Origin of the sequence: Chryseobacterium culicis (genome assembly GCF_002979755.1) — a bacterium.
GTDB classification, from domain to species: Bacteria; Bacteroidota; Bacteroidia; order Flavobacteriales; family Weeksellaceae; genus Chryseobacterium; species Chryseobacterium culicis_A.
Genome location: NZ_PCPP01000001.1, coordinates 623,690 through 639,525 on the forward strand (window position 1 = coordinate 623,690; position 15,836 = coordinate 639,525).

16 protein-coding genes are annotated in these 15,836 nt (G+C 36.0%); 14 read left to right on the forward strand and 2 right to left on the reverse strand.

Features of this window, described 5'->3' with window-relative positions; genetic code table 11:
• The first annotated feature begins 77 nt into the window (after window positions 1-77).
• The 14 genes from CQ022_RS02920 to CQ022_RS02985 all read left to right on the forward strand — a co-directional run bounded on the left by CQ022_RS02920 (window position 78) and on the right by CQ022_RS02985 (window position 13,169).
• On the forward strand, window positions 78-890 hold the full coding sequence (locus CQ022_RS02920) for a 2,3,4,5-tetrahydropyridine-2,6-dicarboxylate N-succinyltransferase (protein ID WP_034694413.1): 813 nt from the start codon (window positions 78-80) through the stop codon (window positions 888-890).
• Between the two features lie 29 nt (window positions 891-919).
• Entirely contained in the window at window positions 920-2,089 is a 1,170-nt protein-coding gene (locus tag CQ022_RS02925; protein ID WP_105682434.1) for a glycosyltransferase family 87 protein, read from the forward strand.
• 5 nt (window positions 2,090-2,094) lie between these two features.
• Window positions 2,095-3,024, forward strand: coding sequence for a glycosyltransferase family 2 protein (locus CQ022_RS02930; protein WP_105682433.1), 930 nt, complete (start codon window positions 2,095-2,097; stop codon window positions 3,022-3,024).
• Between the two features lies 1 nt (window position 3,025).
• Window positions 3,026-3,802: a polysaccharide deacetylase family protein gene (locus CQ022_RS02935; RefSeq protein ID WP_105682432.1), complete on the forward strand. Its 777-nt coding sequence runs from the start codon at window positions 3,026-3,028 to the stop codon at window positions 3,800-3,802.
• Entirely contained in the window at window positions 3,799-4,896 is a 1,098-nt protein-coding gene (locus CQ022_RS02940; protein WP_105682431.1) for a glycosyltransferase family 4 protein, read from the forward strand. Before CQ022_RS02935 ends, CQ022_RS02940 begins: the two co-directional genes overlap by 4 nt.
• Before the next feature lie 246 nt (window positions 4,897-5,142).
• Window positions 5,143-6,000, forward strand: a complete 858-nt coding sequence (gene hisG, locus CQ022_RS02945; protein ID WP_105682430.1) for an ATP phosphoribosyltransferase — start codon at window positions 5,143-5,145, stop codon at window positions 5,998-6,000.
• A gap of 352 nt (window positions 6,001-6,352) precedes the next feature.
• Window positions 6,353-7,627, forward strand: a complete 1,275-nt coding sequence (gene hisD / locus CQ022_RS02950; RefSeq protein ID WP_105682429.1) for a histidinol dehydrogenase — start codon at window positions 6,353-6,355, stop codon at window positions 7,625-7,627.
• Window positions 7,628-7,805: 178 nt separating this feature from the next.
• Window positions 7,806-8,846: a histidinol-phosphate transaminase gene (gene hisC / locus CQ022_RS02955; RefSeq protein WP_228421655.1), complete on the forward strand. Its 1,041-nt coding sequence runs from the start codon at window positions 7,806-7,808 to the stop codon at window positions 8,844-8,846.
• A 167-nt stretch (window positions 8,847-9,013) separates the two neighbouring features.
• Window positions 9,014-10,108, forward strand: a complete 1,095-nt coding sequence (hisB, locus tag CQ022_RS02960) for a bifunctional histidinol-phosphatase/imidazoleglycerol-phosphate dehydratase HisB (RefSeq protein ID WP_105682428.1) — start codon at window positions 9,014-9,016, stop codon at window positions 10,106-10,108.
• Between the two features lie 2 nt (window positions 10,109-10,110).
• Window positions 10,111-10,689 carry an imidazole glycerol phosphate synthase subunit HisH gene (gene hisH, locus CQ022_RS02965; RefSeq protein ID WP_105682427.1) on the forward strand — a complete coding sequence of 193 codons (579 nt, stop codon included), beginning with the start codon at window positions 10,111-10,113 and terminating at the stop codon, window positions 10,687-10,689.
• A 2-nt stretch (window positions 10,690-10,691) separates the two neighbouring features.
• Complete coding sequence (hisA, locus tag CQ022_RS02970; RefSeq protein ID WP_105682426.1) at window positions 10,692-11,414, forward strand: 1-(5-phosphoribosyl)-5-[(5-phosphoribosylamino)methylideneamino]imidazole-4-carboxamide isomerase; 723 nt, start codon at window positions 10,692-10,694, stop codon at window positions 11,412-11,414.
• Window positions 11,407-12,159 (forward strand): imidazole glycerol phosphate synthase subunit HisF, encoded by a 753-nt coding sequence (gene hisF, locus CQ022_RS02975; protein WP_105682425.1) that lies wholly within the window; start codon window positions 11,407-11,409, stop codon window positions 12,157-12,159. Before hisA ends, hisF begins: the two co-directional genes overlap by 8 nt.
• A complete protein-coding gene (gene hisIE, locus CQ022_RS02980; RefSeq protein ID WP_105682424.1) occupies window positions 12,156-12,743 on the forward strand; it encodes a bifunctional phosphoribosyl-AMP cyclohydrolase/phosphoribosyl-ATP diphosphatase HisIE in 588 nt (195 codons plus the stop codon). The genes hisF and hisIE overlap by 4 nt, the downstream gene beginning before the upstream one ends.
• Before the next feature lie 3 nt (window positions 12,744-12,746).
• Window positions 12,747-13,169 carry a tetratricopeptide repeat protein gene (locus tag CQ022_RS02985; protein ID WP_105682423.1) on the forward strand — a complete coding sequence of 141 codons (423 nt, stop codon included), beginning with the start codon at window positions 12,747-12,749 and terminating at the stop codon, window positions 13,167-13,169.
• Between the two features lie 73 nt (window positions 13,170-13,242).
• Here CQ022_RS02985 and CQ022_RS02990 read toward each other — a convergent pair whose 3' ends face one another.
• Window positions 13,243-14,412, reverse strand: a complete 1,170-nt coding sequence (locus CQ022_RS02990; protein ID WP_105682422.1) for a M28 family peptidase — start codon at window positions 14,410-14,412, stop codon at window positions 13,243-13,245.
• 209 nt (window positions 14,413-14,621) lie between these two features.
• Window positions 14,622-15,797 (reverse strand): M28 family peptidase, encoded by a 1,176-nt coding sequence (locus CQ022_RS02995; protein WP_105682421.1) that lies wholly within the window; start codon window positions 15,795-15,797, stop codon window positions 14,622-14,624.
• Between the last annotated feature and the right edge of the window lie 39 nt (window positions 15,798-15,836).

Sequence of the window (15,836 nt, forward strand, 5' to 3'; positions counted from 1 at the left end):
CATCTTAAAAACTGTTTTGCTGAACTTTTTTGTATCTTTGGCTGGTATAATTTTTCAAACTAATTTAAATAAGAAACATGTCGTTACAACAAACTATTGAAAATATTTGGGATAATAGAGAACTATTACAAAATGAAGACAGCCAGAAGGCAATCAGAGAGGTTATTTCTTTAGTTGATAAAGGTGAACTTCGTACTGCTGAACCTACTGAAAACGGATGGCAGGTAAATGAATGGGTGAAAAAAGCTGTCGTAATGTATTTCCCGATCCAAAAAATGGAAACTATTGAAGTAGGCCCGTTTGAATTTCATGATAAAATGCCTTTGAAGAGAGGTTATGCTGAAAAAGGGGTGAGAGTTGTACCGCATGCAGTAGCAAGAGAAGGTGCTTACATTGCTCCTGGAGTAATTATGATGCCGTCTTACGTAAATATTGGTGCTTATGTAGATTCCGGAACAATGGTAGATACTTGGGCTACAGTAGGAAGTTGTGCACAGATCGGTAAAAATGTTCACCTGAGTGGTGGTGTAGGTATCGGTGGAGTATTGGAGCCATTACAGGCAGCTCCGGTAATCATTGAAGATGATTGCTTTATCGGTTCAAGATGTATCGTTGTAGAAGGAGTTCACGTAGAAAAAGAAGCCGTATTGGGTGCAAACGTAGTATTGACAGCTTCTACAAAAATTATCGATGTTACAGGAGATACTCCTATAGAAATTAAAGGAAGAGTTCCTGCCCGTTCAGTAGTCATTCCTGGAAGCTATACAAAACAGTATCCGGCTGGAGAATATCAGGTTCCGTGTGCACTGATCATTGGTCAGAGAAAGGAATCTACAGATAAGAAAACATCTCTGAATGATGCATTGAGAGACAATAATGTAGCAGTTTAAGATTAATATTTTAATCTAATACCACAATCTTGAAAGAAAAATTTCTTAAAATATTATTAAACCCTAAATATATATTTGGGGTTTATCTTATTATATCCGTTGTTACAGCTATTTCCAAATATCTGAGAGGAGATTATGCGATCAATAATTATCTGATTTTTAAAAACGTATTCTTTAATACCATTCATCAGAAAAATCTGTTTATCCATTATCCGAATCTCTATTTTGACCTGAATCATTATGGCGTATTTTTCAGTGCATTGATTGCTCCTTTTGCCATGATGCCGGATTGGCTGGGAATTTCACTTTGGAATATTGCCAACACCTTTATCTTTATCTACGGAATTTATAAACTGCCGTTTTCAGACAGCAAAAAAGCAATTTTCGGATTGCTTTGTCTTCAGGAATACATTACAGCAGCTTTAAGTTTGCAGTTCAATGTAGCACTGACAGGACTTTTGCTGTTATCTGCAGTATACATTTACGAAAGAAAAGAAGTAAAATCGGTAACTGCCATTTTAATAGGAATATTCGTCAAAATCTACGGAATAGTAGGATTAACGCAGTTTTTCTTTATTAAAAACAAGACTAAATTTATTCTTTCAGGAGTAGGCATTGCCATCCTATTTTTCGTACTTCCAATGGCCTATTCAAGTCCGCAGTTTGTGATTCAGTGTTACTCAGATTGGTTTCAGTCTATCGTAGAAAAAAATAATGAAAACCAGGTGCTGGGAAATATGCAAGATATCTCATTAATGGGCTTTGTAAGAAGAGTTTTGGGGGATGCATCCATTTCCAATCTTGTATTTTTGGCAGGCGGATTACCGCTTTTTGTGTTGCCATATATCAGAATTAAGCAATACAAACACTATGCTTTCCAACTGATGATTCTGGCTTCAACATTACTGTTTCTGGTACTGTTCAGCTCCAGTTCAGAATCTCCAACATACATTATTGCTGTGGTAGGAGTGCTGATATGGTTTTTCCTTCAGAAAGAAAGAACACCGCTTATTATTGGATTGCTGGTTTTTGTCATTATTTTCACTTGTTTTTCAACTTCGGATCTATTCCCGAAATTTGTAAAAGAAAATTATATCATCAAATATTCATTAAAAGCAGTACCTTGTATTGTGGTCTGGTTGAGAGTAACTTATGAACTTCTGACTAAAGATTTTGAGAAAAATTATAGCTTGAATTAATAAATATGAAGAAAATTTCAATTGTAATTCCCGCCTATAACGAAGAAGGTAACGTTGCCATGATCCATCAGAAAATTAAAGAAGTATTTGATGGCTTAAGCAACTATGATTTTGAAATCATATTTGTAAATGATGGTAGCAGAGACCATACGCAACAAAAATTAGAAGAACTTTCCAACACCTATGATGAAGTAAAATTCATTGAGTTTTCCCGTAATTTTGGACATCAGCCCGCAGTAAAAGCAGGGATGGATAATGCTCACGGAAATGCAGTCATTTCTATGGATGGAGACCTTCAGCATCCGCCGGAGCTTATTCCGGAGATGATTCAGAAATGGGAAGAAGGATATGATGTGGTATTTACAGTAAGAACTTATCCTAAAGAAATTTCTTATTTTAAACGAAAAACGTCAGATCTTTTCTATAAATTACTATCCAGTCTTTCCGATGTTAACCTCACAAAAGGAGGCGGATCAGATTTCAGACTAATGGATGCCAATGCTGTTGAAGTAATGCGAACCTTCAATGAAGATGATTTATTCCTGAGAGGATTAACGAGCTGGATGGGTTTCAAACAGACCGGAATTGATTTTAAAGCCAATGAAAGACTATCCGGACAAAGCAGCTACAACCTTAAAAAGATGTTTACTTTTGCCTTTACGGGAATCACTGCTTTCAGTGTAAAACCTCTTTATTTAGCCGCATATCTTGGGTTTTTATTTTCCGCGCTTTCGGTAGTGGGATATGGAACGTATGTCATTCATTCCTTTATTGCCAAAACGGAGATATCAGGTTGGGCATCGTTGATTATGACCATTGTTTTCTTTGGAGGACTTCAGTTGATCATCCTTGGAATCATGGGAATTTATCTAGGTAAAATATTTAAACAGGTGAAAGAAAGACCTAATTATATTATTAAAAACAAAAATTTTTAGAATGGTTTTATTGAGTTTTGATATTGAAGAATTTGATATGCCATTAGAATATAAGGGTGAGATTCCCTTTGAAAAGCAGATTTCAATTTCACAAACAGGATTAGAGAGAATTCTTGATATCCTTAAAAAACATAATGCCAAAGCTACTTTCTTTTCTACGGTAGTTTTTGCAGAAAACAGCAAATCCCTTATTGAAAGGTTGTTAAACGAAGGCCATGAACTGGCTTCTCATACATGGTTTCATTCAGAATTTGAAGACAAACACCTGAAGGAATCACGGGAAAAACTGGAAGAACTATTTTCCACAAAGGTAACAGGGTTGAGAATGCCAAGAATGATGCCCGTAGACGACAAAGAAGTGGAAAAAGCGGGCTATTCATACAATTCATCTATTAATCCCACATTTTTGCCGGGAAGATATAATAATTTAAAAGTATCCAGAACTTATTTTAAAGAAGGAAATGTAACCCAGGTTCCGGCTTCGGTTTCTCCTAATTTCAGGATTCCTTTGTTTTGGTTGAGCTTTCACAATTTCCCATTGTCTTTCTACAAGAAACTGGCTTCAGATACGTTGAAAAAAGATAAATATCTCAACATCTATTTCCATCCGTGGGAATTTGCAGAGATCAAAGACGAAGCATTTAAACTGCCTGGGTTTACTGTAAAGAACTCCGGAAAAGATATGGTGGAAAGATTTGATGCGTTTGTAGGCTGGCTGAAAGAAAAAGGACATACATTCGGTACATTCCAGGAATTTCAAAAACAGATACAACGATGAAGATTGCCTTTGATGCAAAACGGTTTTTCCATAATACATCCGGATTGGGAAATTACTCGAGAGATCTTGTAAGGATACTTTCCGAGTATGAACCGGAAAACGAATATCTGTTACTGAACAAAAACACATCGGAGCGTGGAAAGGATATCCTGAAGCACCCGAATGTTCATTTTATTGAAACTTCAAAAGGAAACTTTTCCCGTCAGCTTAAAATGGGTAAAGATGCCCAGAAGCAAAACGCTGATATTTTCCATGGATTATCCGGTGAACTACCTTTAAAATGGGACTCAAAACCTATTAAAAAGGTCGTTACCATTCATGATCTGATCTTTGTAAGATATCCGCAGTATTATTCTTTTTTTGACAGGAGAATTCACTTCTGGAAATTTAAAAAAGCCGCTGATATGGCTGATAAAATTATTGCTATTTCAGAACAGACCAAAAGAGATATCATTCAATATTTAAAAGTTCCTGAGACTAAGATTGAAGTCATTTATCAGGGATGTCATCAGGCTTTTAAAGAGCAGCAGTCTCCGGAACTGATGCAGGAGGTAAAAGAGAAGTTCAGGCTTCCGGAAAGGTTTATACTCAACGTAGGAACTATCGAAGATCGTAAGAATCTTTTGAACGTTGTAAAAGCGATCAACGGTACAGAAATTCCATTGGTGGTGGTTGGAAGGAAGACCAAATATTTCCAGAAAATAGAAAAATTTCTGAAAAAGAGCAAAATGGAAAAGCAGGTGCTATTCCTTGAAGGGGTTTCCATGGATGAGCTGGCTTGTCTTTATAAACTGGCAGATATTTTTGTCTATCCAAGCTTCTTTGAAGGTTTTGGAATCCCTGTCATAGAAGCACTTTTCTCCAAAACCGTTGTGGTTACCAGCAATACAAGCTGCCTACCGGAAGCGGGAGGAAAAGACTCCGTTTACATCAATCCGGATAATGATCTTGACATCCGGGCCAAAATCAAATTTCTCTGGGAAAATGAATCTGAGAGAAAACGCCGTGAGGAAAAGGGTTTCGAGTTTGTTCAAAAGTTTAATGACGAACCTATTGCAAAGGAGCTGATGAATTTTTATCAAAAATTAATCTGAAAAAACTTTGCATTTTAAAAATAAATCCTACATTTGCATCATAATTCAAACAATGAAACCAACATTTTTAGCATTACATCATTATCATCATCATCTCTGTTAGGCGGAATTGATTGATATAAGTATGTGCTAAAATCAAAAATAATTAAAACCGTCTGAGTAAATAGGCGGTTTTTTTGTTTCCTGAATTCTCCTCAGAAATTTCAATAGATCAGTTTTATTTGCTCAGACCTCAAAAAAGGCAAAATGAGTAAATTAAAAATTGCAATCCAAAAAAGCGGCCGGCTTTACGAAGAATCTCTTCAGCTTCTCAAAGACTGTGGAATCTATGTCAATAACGGCAAAGACCAGCTCAAAGTTTCAGTAGATAATTTTCCGATGGAAATCATGTACCTTCGGAACTCAGATATCCCACAATACCTGGAAGATGGAGTGGTGGATATTGCCATTGTAGGCGAAAATCTTCTGATTGAAAAAAGTAAAAATATCAAAACAATTCAGAAACTTGGGTTTTCAAAATGCCGTGTTTCACTGGCTGTTCCCAAAGAAGTTGAAACGGATGAACTCTCTTTTTTCCAGGGTAAAAAAATTGCCACCTCTTACCCTAATACCCTCAAAAACTTTTTAGAAAAAGAAGGAATTACATCAGATATTCACGTGATTTCAGGATCTGTTGAAATAGCTCCTAATATCGGTCTTGCAGATGGGATATGTGATATTGTCAGTTCCGGAAGTACCTTATTCAAAAACGGATTGCGCGAGACTGTCACTTTGCTGAAATCGGAGGCTGTTTTAGCTCAAACTCCTCAATTATCATCTGAAAAAGAAGCTATTCTTGAGAAATTTGTGTTCAGAATCAAGGCGGTTTTAAAAGCAAAAAATTCAAAATACATTCTGATGAATGTTCCCAACGAAAAAATTCAAAAAGTATCTGAAGTTCTTCCCGTATTGAAAAGCCCTACAGTTATTCCTCTTGCAGAAGAAGGCTGGAGCAGTATTCATTCTGTTATTGATGAAGTGCGTTTCTGGGAAGTGATTGATGAACTGAAAGATAATGGGGCCCAGGATATTTTAATCATCCCGATTGATAAAATGGTTATATAAAGAATCTAACTAATCATTAAGGTGATAACGTGAGTTGAAGAATGATAATGTTGGTTAACGCAAAGGCGCAATAAAAATGAAGCCAATACTATTTTAAGGCACAAAGATTTTATCTGCGATAAAATTGAATGCCGTTTTAAATCACAAAACTATACCCACGCACTTGCTGAAAATCTTCGATTTTCTTGCGCCTTAAAAAAGTAAAAGATTAGAAAAAACTTTGCGTCTTTGCGTTATCAAAAAAAATAGCAATTAAGATAGCTGAATAATATAGCTTCAGCTATGATCTTAATGAAACTTAACAACTTAAAAGAATCTTAATGGTTCAAAAAAAATCTTTCAAAATAATACAATGAAAATATACAGATATCCCACAAAAAATACCTGGACAGATTTAGTAAAACGCCCGGTTCTTGAGCAGAAAGAGATTTCAGGTCTTATTACAGAAATATTCACGGAAGTTGAAAAAAACGGAGATAAAGCTTTAATAGAATTCAACAGAAAATTTGATAAAGCAGAAACGGTGAGTATTAAAGTATCTGATGTAGAAATTCAAGAGGCAGAAAAGCAGATTAATGATGAATTGAAACAGGCTATTCAGCAGGCAAAAGAAAATATTGCTACATTTCACGCTTCTCAAAAACAGGAGATTCAAAAAATCGAGACAACAAAAGGAGTGGTTTGCTGGCGTGAAAATCGTGCTGTAGAAAGAGTGGGGATTTATATTCCCGGAGGAACAGCTCCTTTATTTTCCACAGTACTGATGCTTGCCGTTCCTGCAAATCTGGCAGGTTGTAAAGAAATTATACTGTGTACACCACCAGATAAGAATGGAAATATCAATCCTGCGATTCTGTATGCTGCTAAACTTTGTGGGGTTTCGGAAATCTTTAAAATTGGTGGAGCACAAGCCGTTGCCGCAATGGCTTTGGGGACAGAAAGTATTCCTGAAGTCAATAAAATTTTCGGTCCCGGAAATCAGTTTGTAGTAGCGGCCAAAGAATATGCCCAGCGTTACGGAGTTGCCATTGATATGCCTGCCGGTCCAAGTGAAGTTCTTGTGATAGCAGATGAACAGGCAGTTCCTGAATTTTGTGCTGCAGATCTTCTTTCACAGGCAGAACACGGGAGTGACAGTCAGGTTGTTTTTATTACGACAGACCTTAAAGTGTTTGAAGAAACTATAGAGGCTGTTGGGCAGCAGCTCAGAGACTTACCAAGAAATGAGTTTGCTGGTCAGGCTTTGGAGAACAGCTCTTTTATTTTAATGAACTCCCTGGAGGAAGCCCTGGAATTTAGTAACCTTTATGCTCCGGAACACCTTATTCTGGCGATCAATGATTTTGAAAAATATATTCCTGAGATTCAGAATGCAGGTTCGGTTTTCCTCGGAAACTATTCCTGTGAGAGCGCAGGAGATTATGCCAGCGGAACCAATCACACGCTTCCTACCAATGCTTATGCAAAGAATTACAGTGGAGTATCGCTGGACAGTTTTGTAAAGAAAATAACATTTCAGCATCTTTCAAAGGAAGGTCTTCAGAATTTAGGAAAAACGATAGAGCTCATGGCAGAAGCAGAAGGTCTGTTTGCTCACAAAAATGCAGTATCCATCAGATTAAAATAATAAATGTTGGAAAACGTAAAGTTTATCCAAAAAATTGAACCATTAAGAAAACGAAGCTTTTAAGTAACGTTAAGATTCAAATACATTTGAATTCACCTCACAGCTTATTAAATATCTCCGATATTTTCTTCACTATTCTTAATCACTCATTCATCTTAATGGTTTAAAATAGTTTAAAATGAAAAATAATACAATGAAAAATAACAGTATCAATACTTTAGTAAGAAAAAATATATTAGAACTACGGCCTTATGTAAGTTTCAGGGATCATAATGAATTCAATTCTCCGGTTATGCTGGATGCTAATGAAAGCCCTTTTGGGGAATGCAACCGTTATCCTGATTCTACGCAGAAAAAGCTTAAAAACAAACTTGCAGAACTTAAAAATATTTCTCCTTCACAAATTGCTGTAGGAAATGGAAGTGATGAACTGATAGACCTTATCATTAAAATTTTCTGTGAGCCTAAAAAAGATGCTATTCTGATGATGAATCCGTCATTTGCTATGTATGGTTTCTATGCAGCAATTAATGAAAATAAAGTTTTGAAACTCGATTTGAATGAAAATTTTGAGATTGTTAAAAATGATTTTTTAAAAATTGCTGAAGATCCTTCTCTTAAAGTTTTCTTTTTATGTTCACCCAATAACCCTACAGGAAACAGTATTGATGATATTGAGTTTTATCTTCAGAACTTCAATGGAATTGTAGTTGTTGACGAAGCTTATATTGAATTTTCTGGTAAAAAATCAAGTTTGGAGCTATTGGATCAATATTCTAACTTAATTGTACTACAAACTTTTTCCAAAGCATGGGGATTTGCCGGAGCAAGAGTAGGTATGGCATATGCATCAGGAGAGATTATCAGATTGATCAACACAGTAAAAGCTCCTTATAATGTGAATGTTTTAAGCCAGGAATTGATCGTAAAGACATTGAATGATGAAAAGAGGTTTCAGGAAAATGTAAACCGTATTCTGGAAGAAAGAACATGGCTGCAGGAGCAGTTTGAAGGAATTGCATGTATTTCAAAAGTATTTTCAACAGATGCCAACTTTTTTCTGATCAGAATGGAAAATGTTGATTCAGTGTATACAAGAATGCTTGAGGAGGAGATTTTAACCAGCAGAAGAGATCCTGCCATTCCCGGATGCATCAGAATCAATGTAGGAAACCGGGAAGAAAATGAAAAATTAATTAATCTTTTAAAAGGAATATAATTATAGCTTGTTAAAATATAACCCATTAAGAGAAACGAAGATAATAAGAAAAGTTAAGATTCATCAGGATGCATAAAATGCAAAGCTAAATTAATAGCTTCAACTATGTTCTTAATGCTAATCACTTAAAAAAAGCTTAATGGTTAAAAACAATTTGATAAAAACATATGAAAAAAGTACTCTTTATAGACCGCGACGGAACCCTTATTATTGAACCACCTACTGATTTCCAGGTTGATTCTCTTGAAAAGCTTGAGTTTTATCCCGGGGTTTTCCAAAACATGTCAAAAATTGTCAATGAACTGGATTATGAACTGGTTATGGTGACGAATCAGGATGGTTTGGGGACTGAAAGTTTTCCTGAAGAAGATTTCATAAAACCCCACGCAAAAATGCTACAGGCATTTGAAAATGAAGGGATCGTTTTTAGTGATATTTTAATTGATAAAAGTTTTGAATCCGAAAATCTTCCTACCAGAAAACCTGGAATTGGAATGCTTGGAAAATACATCTATGGCAATTATGATCTGGAAAATTCCTATGTAATTGGTGATCGAAATACCGACGTTCAACTCGCTAAAAACCTTAAGTCTAAAGCTATTTATCTTAATCAAAACTTAAATAGCGAAGCTGAGCTTTCTGCGACAAGTTGGTCAGAGATTTATCAGTTCTTAAAATCCGGAATGAGGAAAGCTAAAGTATCCCGAAAAACCAATGAAACAGATATAGAAATTGAAGTCAATCTTGATGGTAACGGACGATCTGATATTTCAACCGGGCTTCATTTTTTTGATCACATGCTGGACCAGATTGCAAGACACGGAAATATGGATCTTACCATAAAAGTAAACGGAGATCTTGCTGTAGATGAGCACCACACGATTGAAGATACCGGGATTGTATTGGGAGAAGCCATTTTAAAAGCTTTAGGAAAGAAAAAAGGAATTGAAAGATATGGTTTCCTTCTTCCGATGGATGATTGTCTCTCTCAGGTGGCTATTGACTTTGGCGGCAGACCGTGGTTAGTATGGGATGCTCCGTTTAAAAGAGAAAAGATAGGGGATATGCCTACCGAAATGTTTTATCACTTTTTTAAGTCCTTTACGGATGCCTCAAAATCCAATCTGAATATCAAAGCAGAAGGAGATAATGAACACCACAAAATTGAATCCATCTTTAAAGCATTTGCAAAAGCCGTTAAAATGGCGGTAAACCAAACAGATACTAACTTCAGCCTGCCTTCTACAAAAGGAAGTTTATAAATATGATTGCCATAATAAAATACAACGGAGGAAATGTAAACTCTGTTCAGAATGCCCTCAACAGGCTGAATGTTGATTCTGTGATTACGGATGATCCTGAACAGATCTTAAAAGCAGATAAAGTTATCTTTCCAGGCGTAGGAGAAGCCTCATCCACCATGAAACTGTTGAAAGAAAAAGAACTTGATCTATTGATTCCAAGTCTTAAACAACCTGTTTTGGGAATATGCCTGGGGATGCAGCTGATGTGTAAAGGAAATGAAGAAGGAGATACTGAAGGAATGGGAATTTTTGATATCAATGTCAGAAAATTTCCATCCAGAGATATTGTTCCGCATATGGGCTGGAATACAGTTTCAGGACAGACATCGGCATTGTTTTCCGGAATTGAAAAGAGTAGTGATGTTTATTTTGTTCACAGTTATTATTGTGAGCTTTCAGACTTTACAACTTCTGTTTGTGATTATATACTGCCTTTCAGTGCTTCTTTGCAGAAAGATAATTTTTATGCAGTGCAGTTTCACCCTGAAAAATCAGGAATCGTGGGAAATCAGATCGTTAAAAACTTTATAAATTTATAATGATGAAAATAATTCCGGCTATTGATATTATCGACGGGAAATGTGTCCGCTTGTCGAAAGGAGATTACAACACAAAGAAAATATACAATGAAGATCCTGTAGAAGTGGCGAAGGAATTTGAGAGTTTTGGCATTCAGTTTCTCCATTTGGTAGATCTTGATGGGGCAAAATCAAAGCATATTGTCAATCAGAAGGTTCTGGAAAACATTGCAGCATCTACTTCGTTACACATTGACTTTGGAGGAGGATTAAAAACTCAGGAAGATATTGAAACAGCCTTTAATTCAGGGGCAAAACAGATAACTTTAGGAAGTATTGCGGTTCAGAATCCTGAGTTCTGTTTTGAAATGATACGGAAATATGGCCCTGAGAAGATTATTTTGGGAGCAGACTGTGAAAACCGGAAAATAAAAACCTCCGGCTGGCTCGAAGAAAGTGACAATGATATCATTGATTTTATCCTTCAGTATCAGGAAAAAGGAATACAAAATACGATTTGTACGGATATTTCGAAAGACGGAATGCTGGAAGGTCCATCAACAGGACTGTATATTGAAATTTTATATAAAACATCGGTTCAGCTGGTAGCCAGCGGAGGAATTTCAGGGATTGCTGATGTCTATAAAATGAAAGATATAGGATGTTCAGGAACAATCATCGGAAAGGCAATCTATGAGGGAAAAATAAGCTTACAACAACTTCAAAATTTTATTGAAAATGCTTAAAAAAAGAATTATTCCATGTTTGGATATTAAAGATGGATCTACGGTAAAAGGAATCAACTTTGAAGATCTTAAAAATGCTGGAGATCCTGTAGAGCTTGCCAAAAAATATGAGAAAGAAGGAGCTGATGAACTTGTTTTTCTGGATATTACCGCCACTATTGAAAACAGAAAGACGTTTATAGAACTGGTAAAAGATATTGCAAAAGAACTCAGTATTCCCTTTACGGTGGGAGGAGGAATTTCTTCGGTAGAAGATGTGAGAAAACTTTTGGAAGCAGGCGCAGATAAGATTAGTATCAATTCTTCAGCAGTGAAAAATCCTACTCTTATTTCCGATTTGGCCAAAGAGTTTGGAAGTCAGTGTATTGTGGTAGCGATTGACACAAGACAAGTCGGGAGTGTGGATCTTGTCCATATTAAAGGTGGAAGAGAAGCTACCGAACTTCTTACCGTAGAATGGGCGAAACAAGCAGAGTCCCTAGGCGCAGGAGAAATTTTACTGACTTCTATGGATGGTGACGGGACTAAAAATGGTTTTGATCTCCGTATTACAAAGCTGGTTTCAGAAAATATCAGTATTCCGGTCATTGCTTCCGGAGGTGCTGGTAAGGTAGATGACTTTGTTAAAGTATTTAATGAAACAAAAGCTACAGGAGGATTGGCAGCCAGTATTTTCCATTTTAATGAAATAGGCGTTCAGGAATTAAAACAACAATTAAAAACTCAAAAAATAGAAGTACGATGAAAATAGATTTTAATAAAGATAGTGAACTTGTTCCTGTAGTGATTCAGGATAACAGAACATTACAAGTGTTGATGTTAGGCTATATGAATGAAGAAGCTTTTGAAAAAACAGAAAAGGAGGGAATCGTTACTTTTTTTAGTCGTTCCAAAAACAGACTCTGGACAAAAGGTGAAGAATCGGGTAATTTTTTAACGGTAAAAAGCATTGATATAGACTGTGATCAGGATACCATATTGATTAAAGTTATTCCTAAAAATGTGGTCTGCCACACAGGAAGCTTCAGCTGTTTCGGAGAAAAGAATACTAAGGGATTTTTATATGAACTGGAAGAGAAAATAGCTCAGAGAATAGATAATAAAACAGAGGATTCTTATACCTATTCGCTCTACCAAAGAGGAATCAATAAAATGGCCCAAAAAGTAGGAGAGGAAGCTGTAGAACTCGTGATAGAAGCAAAAGACAATAACGAAGAACTTTTTAAAAATGAAGCTGCAGACCTGCTGTATCACTTCTTAATTTTATTGAAAGCGAAAGGATTTACGCTGGAAGAAATTGAAGAAATTCTTAAAAACAGGAATAATTAGCAGATGACTCCATTACAAAAAGCTAAAGATTTGATGGATAATGGCCAGTATATGCCCGCTATTACTATTTTGCAAAATTTAAATGGATTATCACCTAAGTCTGAAAATTATAGATTGTTATTTATGTCAGATTGTTGGTATCGTTTGAAAGAATATGATTGGGCCATTGATATCGCTGATAAATTGTTACAGAAAGATGAGCAAAACGAACTTGCTTCTTTGATAAAATATTTATCCTATTGTAATCTTAAAGATTTTGACAGCGCTTTGGCAGAGATTATACATTTTTTATCACATAATGAAGCGGATCTTTATAAAGTAACGCTGGAAGAATTATTGACAGATATCAAAGACGGCTTTATTAATGATCAGGATATTATTTCTAAAATCGAAGGACTTGCTTTAAAAAACAATGTATTAAAATAAAAGGATTGAATCTACAAATAAAAACAGCAGGAAAATTACTCCCGCTGTTTTTTTATTATGAATCTATTGATCCTTATCTTTCAATCATAATATTCTTCACAAGTGTCTCTTCACCTACTTTCAAAACTCCAATATACACTCCGTTCTGAAGCCCTGAAACATTAATTTTCCTTTCATTATTCACTTTCAGCATGGATCTTCCCATAGCATTGCTGATTTCAAAACTGAAATTCAACTCTTTAGACTCTGGTAACTCAATATTGAGAAGATTATTGGCAGGGTTAGGGTATATTTTTACGGCTTCCAGTGCGTTTTTAGAAGCAGGCTTGCTCATGGTAGTAGAAGCGGTTGCAAAATGCTGCAATGCTCCCACAGTTGCTTTTCCAATCTTGTATACATACACAGGATCCATATTGGTGAAAGTATCCTTAGAGCTGTGAGGATAGCTGCTTCTTATCCTTTCAAAAAAACCGGTAATCACTTCACCTTTCTGTTCAAAAGGGATATAATCCGTATCTGCAGCAGGATCTACGGCAGTCAGAAGAGGAGAGTAGAGTGCTGTACAGTTTCTTAACTGCTGAGTAACGGCTGCGGACGCTGCATTATTGCTGGAGACTCCTCCCTGATCTTCATCACAATATACGGTTGTGTTGTTATTTCCTTTCACACCGCCCACCTGATCCAGATTGAAGACCAGTTTGATATCCAATTTACGGACACCTCCCTGATACACTACATTATTTACATAATGGCTGCTTCCTTTTAATCCCTGTTCTTCCCCGGAAAAATGGATGAATTTTATAGAGTATTCGGTTGGAACATTTCTAAGTATTCTCGCTGCTTCAAGAATAATGGAAGTTCCGCTGCCGTTATCATTCACGCCCGGACCATAAATGGTGTCGAAATGCCCACAAATAATGACAAATTTGTTAGGATAAAGGGTTCCTGTTTTGGTAATGATTAAATTTTTGGAACTGGTGCTTCCGAAAGTAAAAGGGCTTTCTTCTATCTGACTGGCTGTATAGCCATAAGAGAGATATTTATTCTTAATCCAGTTCAGTGTATTGGTATTGGCTACTGAACCAGTAGTTTTTACCCCCAGATTACTAAACTCTTGAAGATTTGTAGTGATATTGGTTTGAGTAACCATATCCGCTCTGTCTTTGTAAGCCTGAATAAAAGTTTGAGCTCCAATGGACTGCATCATGAAGGCAGCACATAAAAGTGTTGTGATTTTTTTCATATTAAAATATTATTTTGGTAACACGAATGTAGTAAATAAATCACAATAATGTGTTTAATATTTTAAAACAAATGTAAATTTATTATGAATATCATATCAATATGCTGCATGGCTTTATAAATGTTATAATTCTTTTAATGCTATGAAAAATAAAACCTTTGAACAGCTTCAAAGGTTTTTATATCAATAAGGTTTTATGATAATGCAAATTATTTTTCAATCATAACTTTTCTTACGACCTTTTGGTCTCCAACTTTTAAAATTCCAATATAAGCTCCGTTTTCAAGCCCGGAAACATTGATTTTTGTTTCATTAGCTCTCTTGAAAATAGAACGCCCCTGAAAATCCGTAATTTCAAAAGTGAAATTTTTAATTCCGGAATCAGGAAGTTCAATATTGAGGATATCTTTGGCAGGGTTAGGATAGATTTTTACCGTTTCCAAAGTGTTTTTTACATCAGTTTCATGAGTTCCCAATGTACCGGTAGCCACCGCAAAATGCTGTAGCGCTCCAACAGATGCTTTTCCTATCTTGTAAATATATACAGGATCGGTATTGGCGAAAGTATCATTGACGGTATGCGGATAGGTACTTCTGATTCTTTCAAAGAAACCTGTGATCACTTCACCTTTCTGTTCAAAAGGAATATAATCTGTATCTGCAGCCGGATCTACAGCGGTCAAAAGAGGAGAGTAAAGTGCTGTACAGTTTCTCAGTTCCTGGGTTACAGCAGCGGAAGCCGCATTATTGGAAGAAAGTCCACCCTGATCTTCATCACAGTAAACCGTATTATTATTGTTTCCCATAACACCACCTACCTGATCCAGATTAAAGACCAGTTTAATATCCAGAACACGGGTTCCACTCTGATACGCTACATTGTTTACATAATGTTTACTTCCCAAAAGTCCCTGTTCTTCCCCGGAAAAATGGATGAATTTGATAGAATATTCTGTAGGGATATCTTTCAGAATCCTCGCTGCTTCAAGGATGATAGATGTTCCGCTCCCGTTATCATTGATTCCCAGTCCGGTAATACTATCGAAGTGCCCACAGATGATTACATATTTATTAGGATATACTGTCCCGGTTTTGGTAATTACCAGATTTTTAGAATTATAACTGCCTGCTGTAAAAGGATCTTCTACAATTTGGCTGGCTGTATATCCATAGGAAATGTATTTATTTTTAAGCCAAGTCAGCGCATTAGCATTTGCAAGTGAGCCTGTAGTTTTTACTCCTAAATTGGCAAATTCCTGAAGGTAGGTTGTAATATTGGTCTGGTTCACCATATTCGCTCTGTCCTGATAAGCTTGAATAAAACTTTGGGCTCCAATATTTTGAATGATAACAGAGGCAAATAAAAAAGTAGCGATTTTCTTCATTTTATAGTAGTAACATCGGATATCCATTGAATATAAACC

Coding starts and splice junctions, on each gene's coding strand:
- CQ022_RS02985 (WP_105682423.1), top strand. CDS start 12,747: ATGACTCCATTACAAAAAGCTAAAGATTTGATGGATAATGGCCAGTAT.
- hisD (WP_105682429.1), top strand. CDS start 6,353: ATGAAAATATACAGATATCCCACAAAAAATACCTGGACAGATTTAGTA.
- CQ022_RS02990 (WP_105682422.1), bottom strand. CDS start 14,412: ATGAAAAAAATCACAACACTTTTATGTGCTGCCTTCATGATGCAGTCC.
- hisB (WP_105682428.1), top strand. CDS start 9,014: ATGAAAAAAGTACTCTTTATAGACCGCGACGGAACCCTTATTATTGAA.
- CQ022_RS02930 (WP_105682433.1), top strand. CDS start 2,095: ATGAAGAAAATTTCAATTGTAATTCCCGCCTATAACGAAGAAGGTAAC.
- hisF (WP_105682425.1), top strand. CDS start 11,407: ATGCTTAAAAAAAGAATTATTCCATGTTTGGATATTAAAGATGGATCT.
- hisIE (WP_105682424.1), top strand. CDS start 12,156: ATGAAAATAGATTTTAATAAAGATAGTGAACTTGTTCCTGTAGTGATT.
- hisA (WP_105682426.1), top strand. CDS start 10,692: ATGAAAATAATTCCGGCTATTGATATTATCGACGGGAAATGTGTCCGC.
- CQ022_RS02995 (WP_105682421.1), bottom strand. CDS start 15,797: ATGAAGAAAATCGCTACTTTTTTATTTGCCTCTGTTATCATTCAAAAT.
- hisH (WP_105682427.1), top strand. CDS start 10,111: ATGATTGCCATAATAAAATACAACGGAGGAAATGTAAACTCTGTTCAG.
- hisG (WP_105682430.1), top strand. CDS start 5,143: ATGAGTAAATTAAAAATTGCAATCCAAAAAAGCGGCCGGCTTTACGAA.
- CQ022_RS02920 (WP_034694413.1), top strand. CDS start 78: ATGTCGTTACAACAAACTATTGAAAATATTTGGGATAATAGAGAACTA.
- hisC (WP_228421655.1), top strand. CDS start 7,806: ATGAAAAATAATACAATGAAAAATAACAGTATCAATACTTTAGTAAGA.
- CQ022_RS02935 (WP_105682432.1), top strand. CDS start 3,026: ATGGTTTTATTGAGTTTTGATATTGAAGAATTTGATATGCCATTAGAA.
- CQ022_RS02940 (WP_105682431.1), top strand. CDS start 3,799: ATGAAGATTGCCTTTGATGCAAAACGGTTTTTCCATAATACATCCGGA.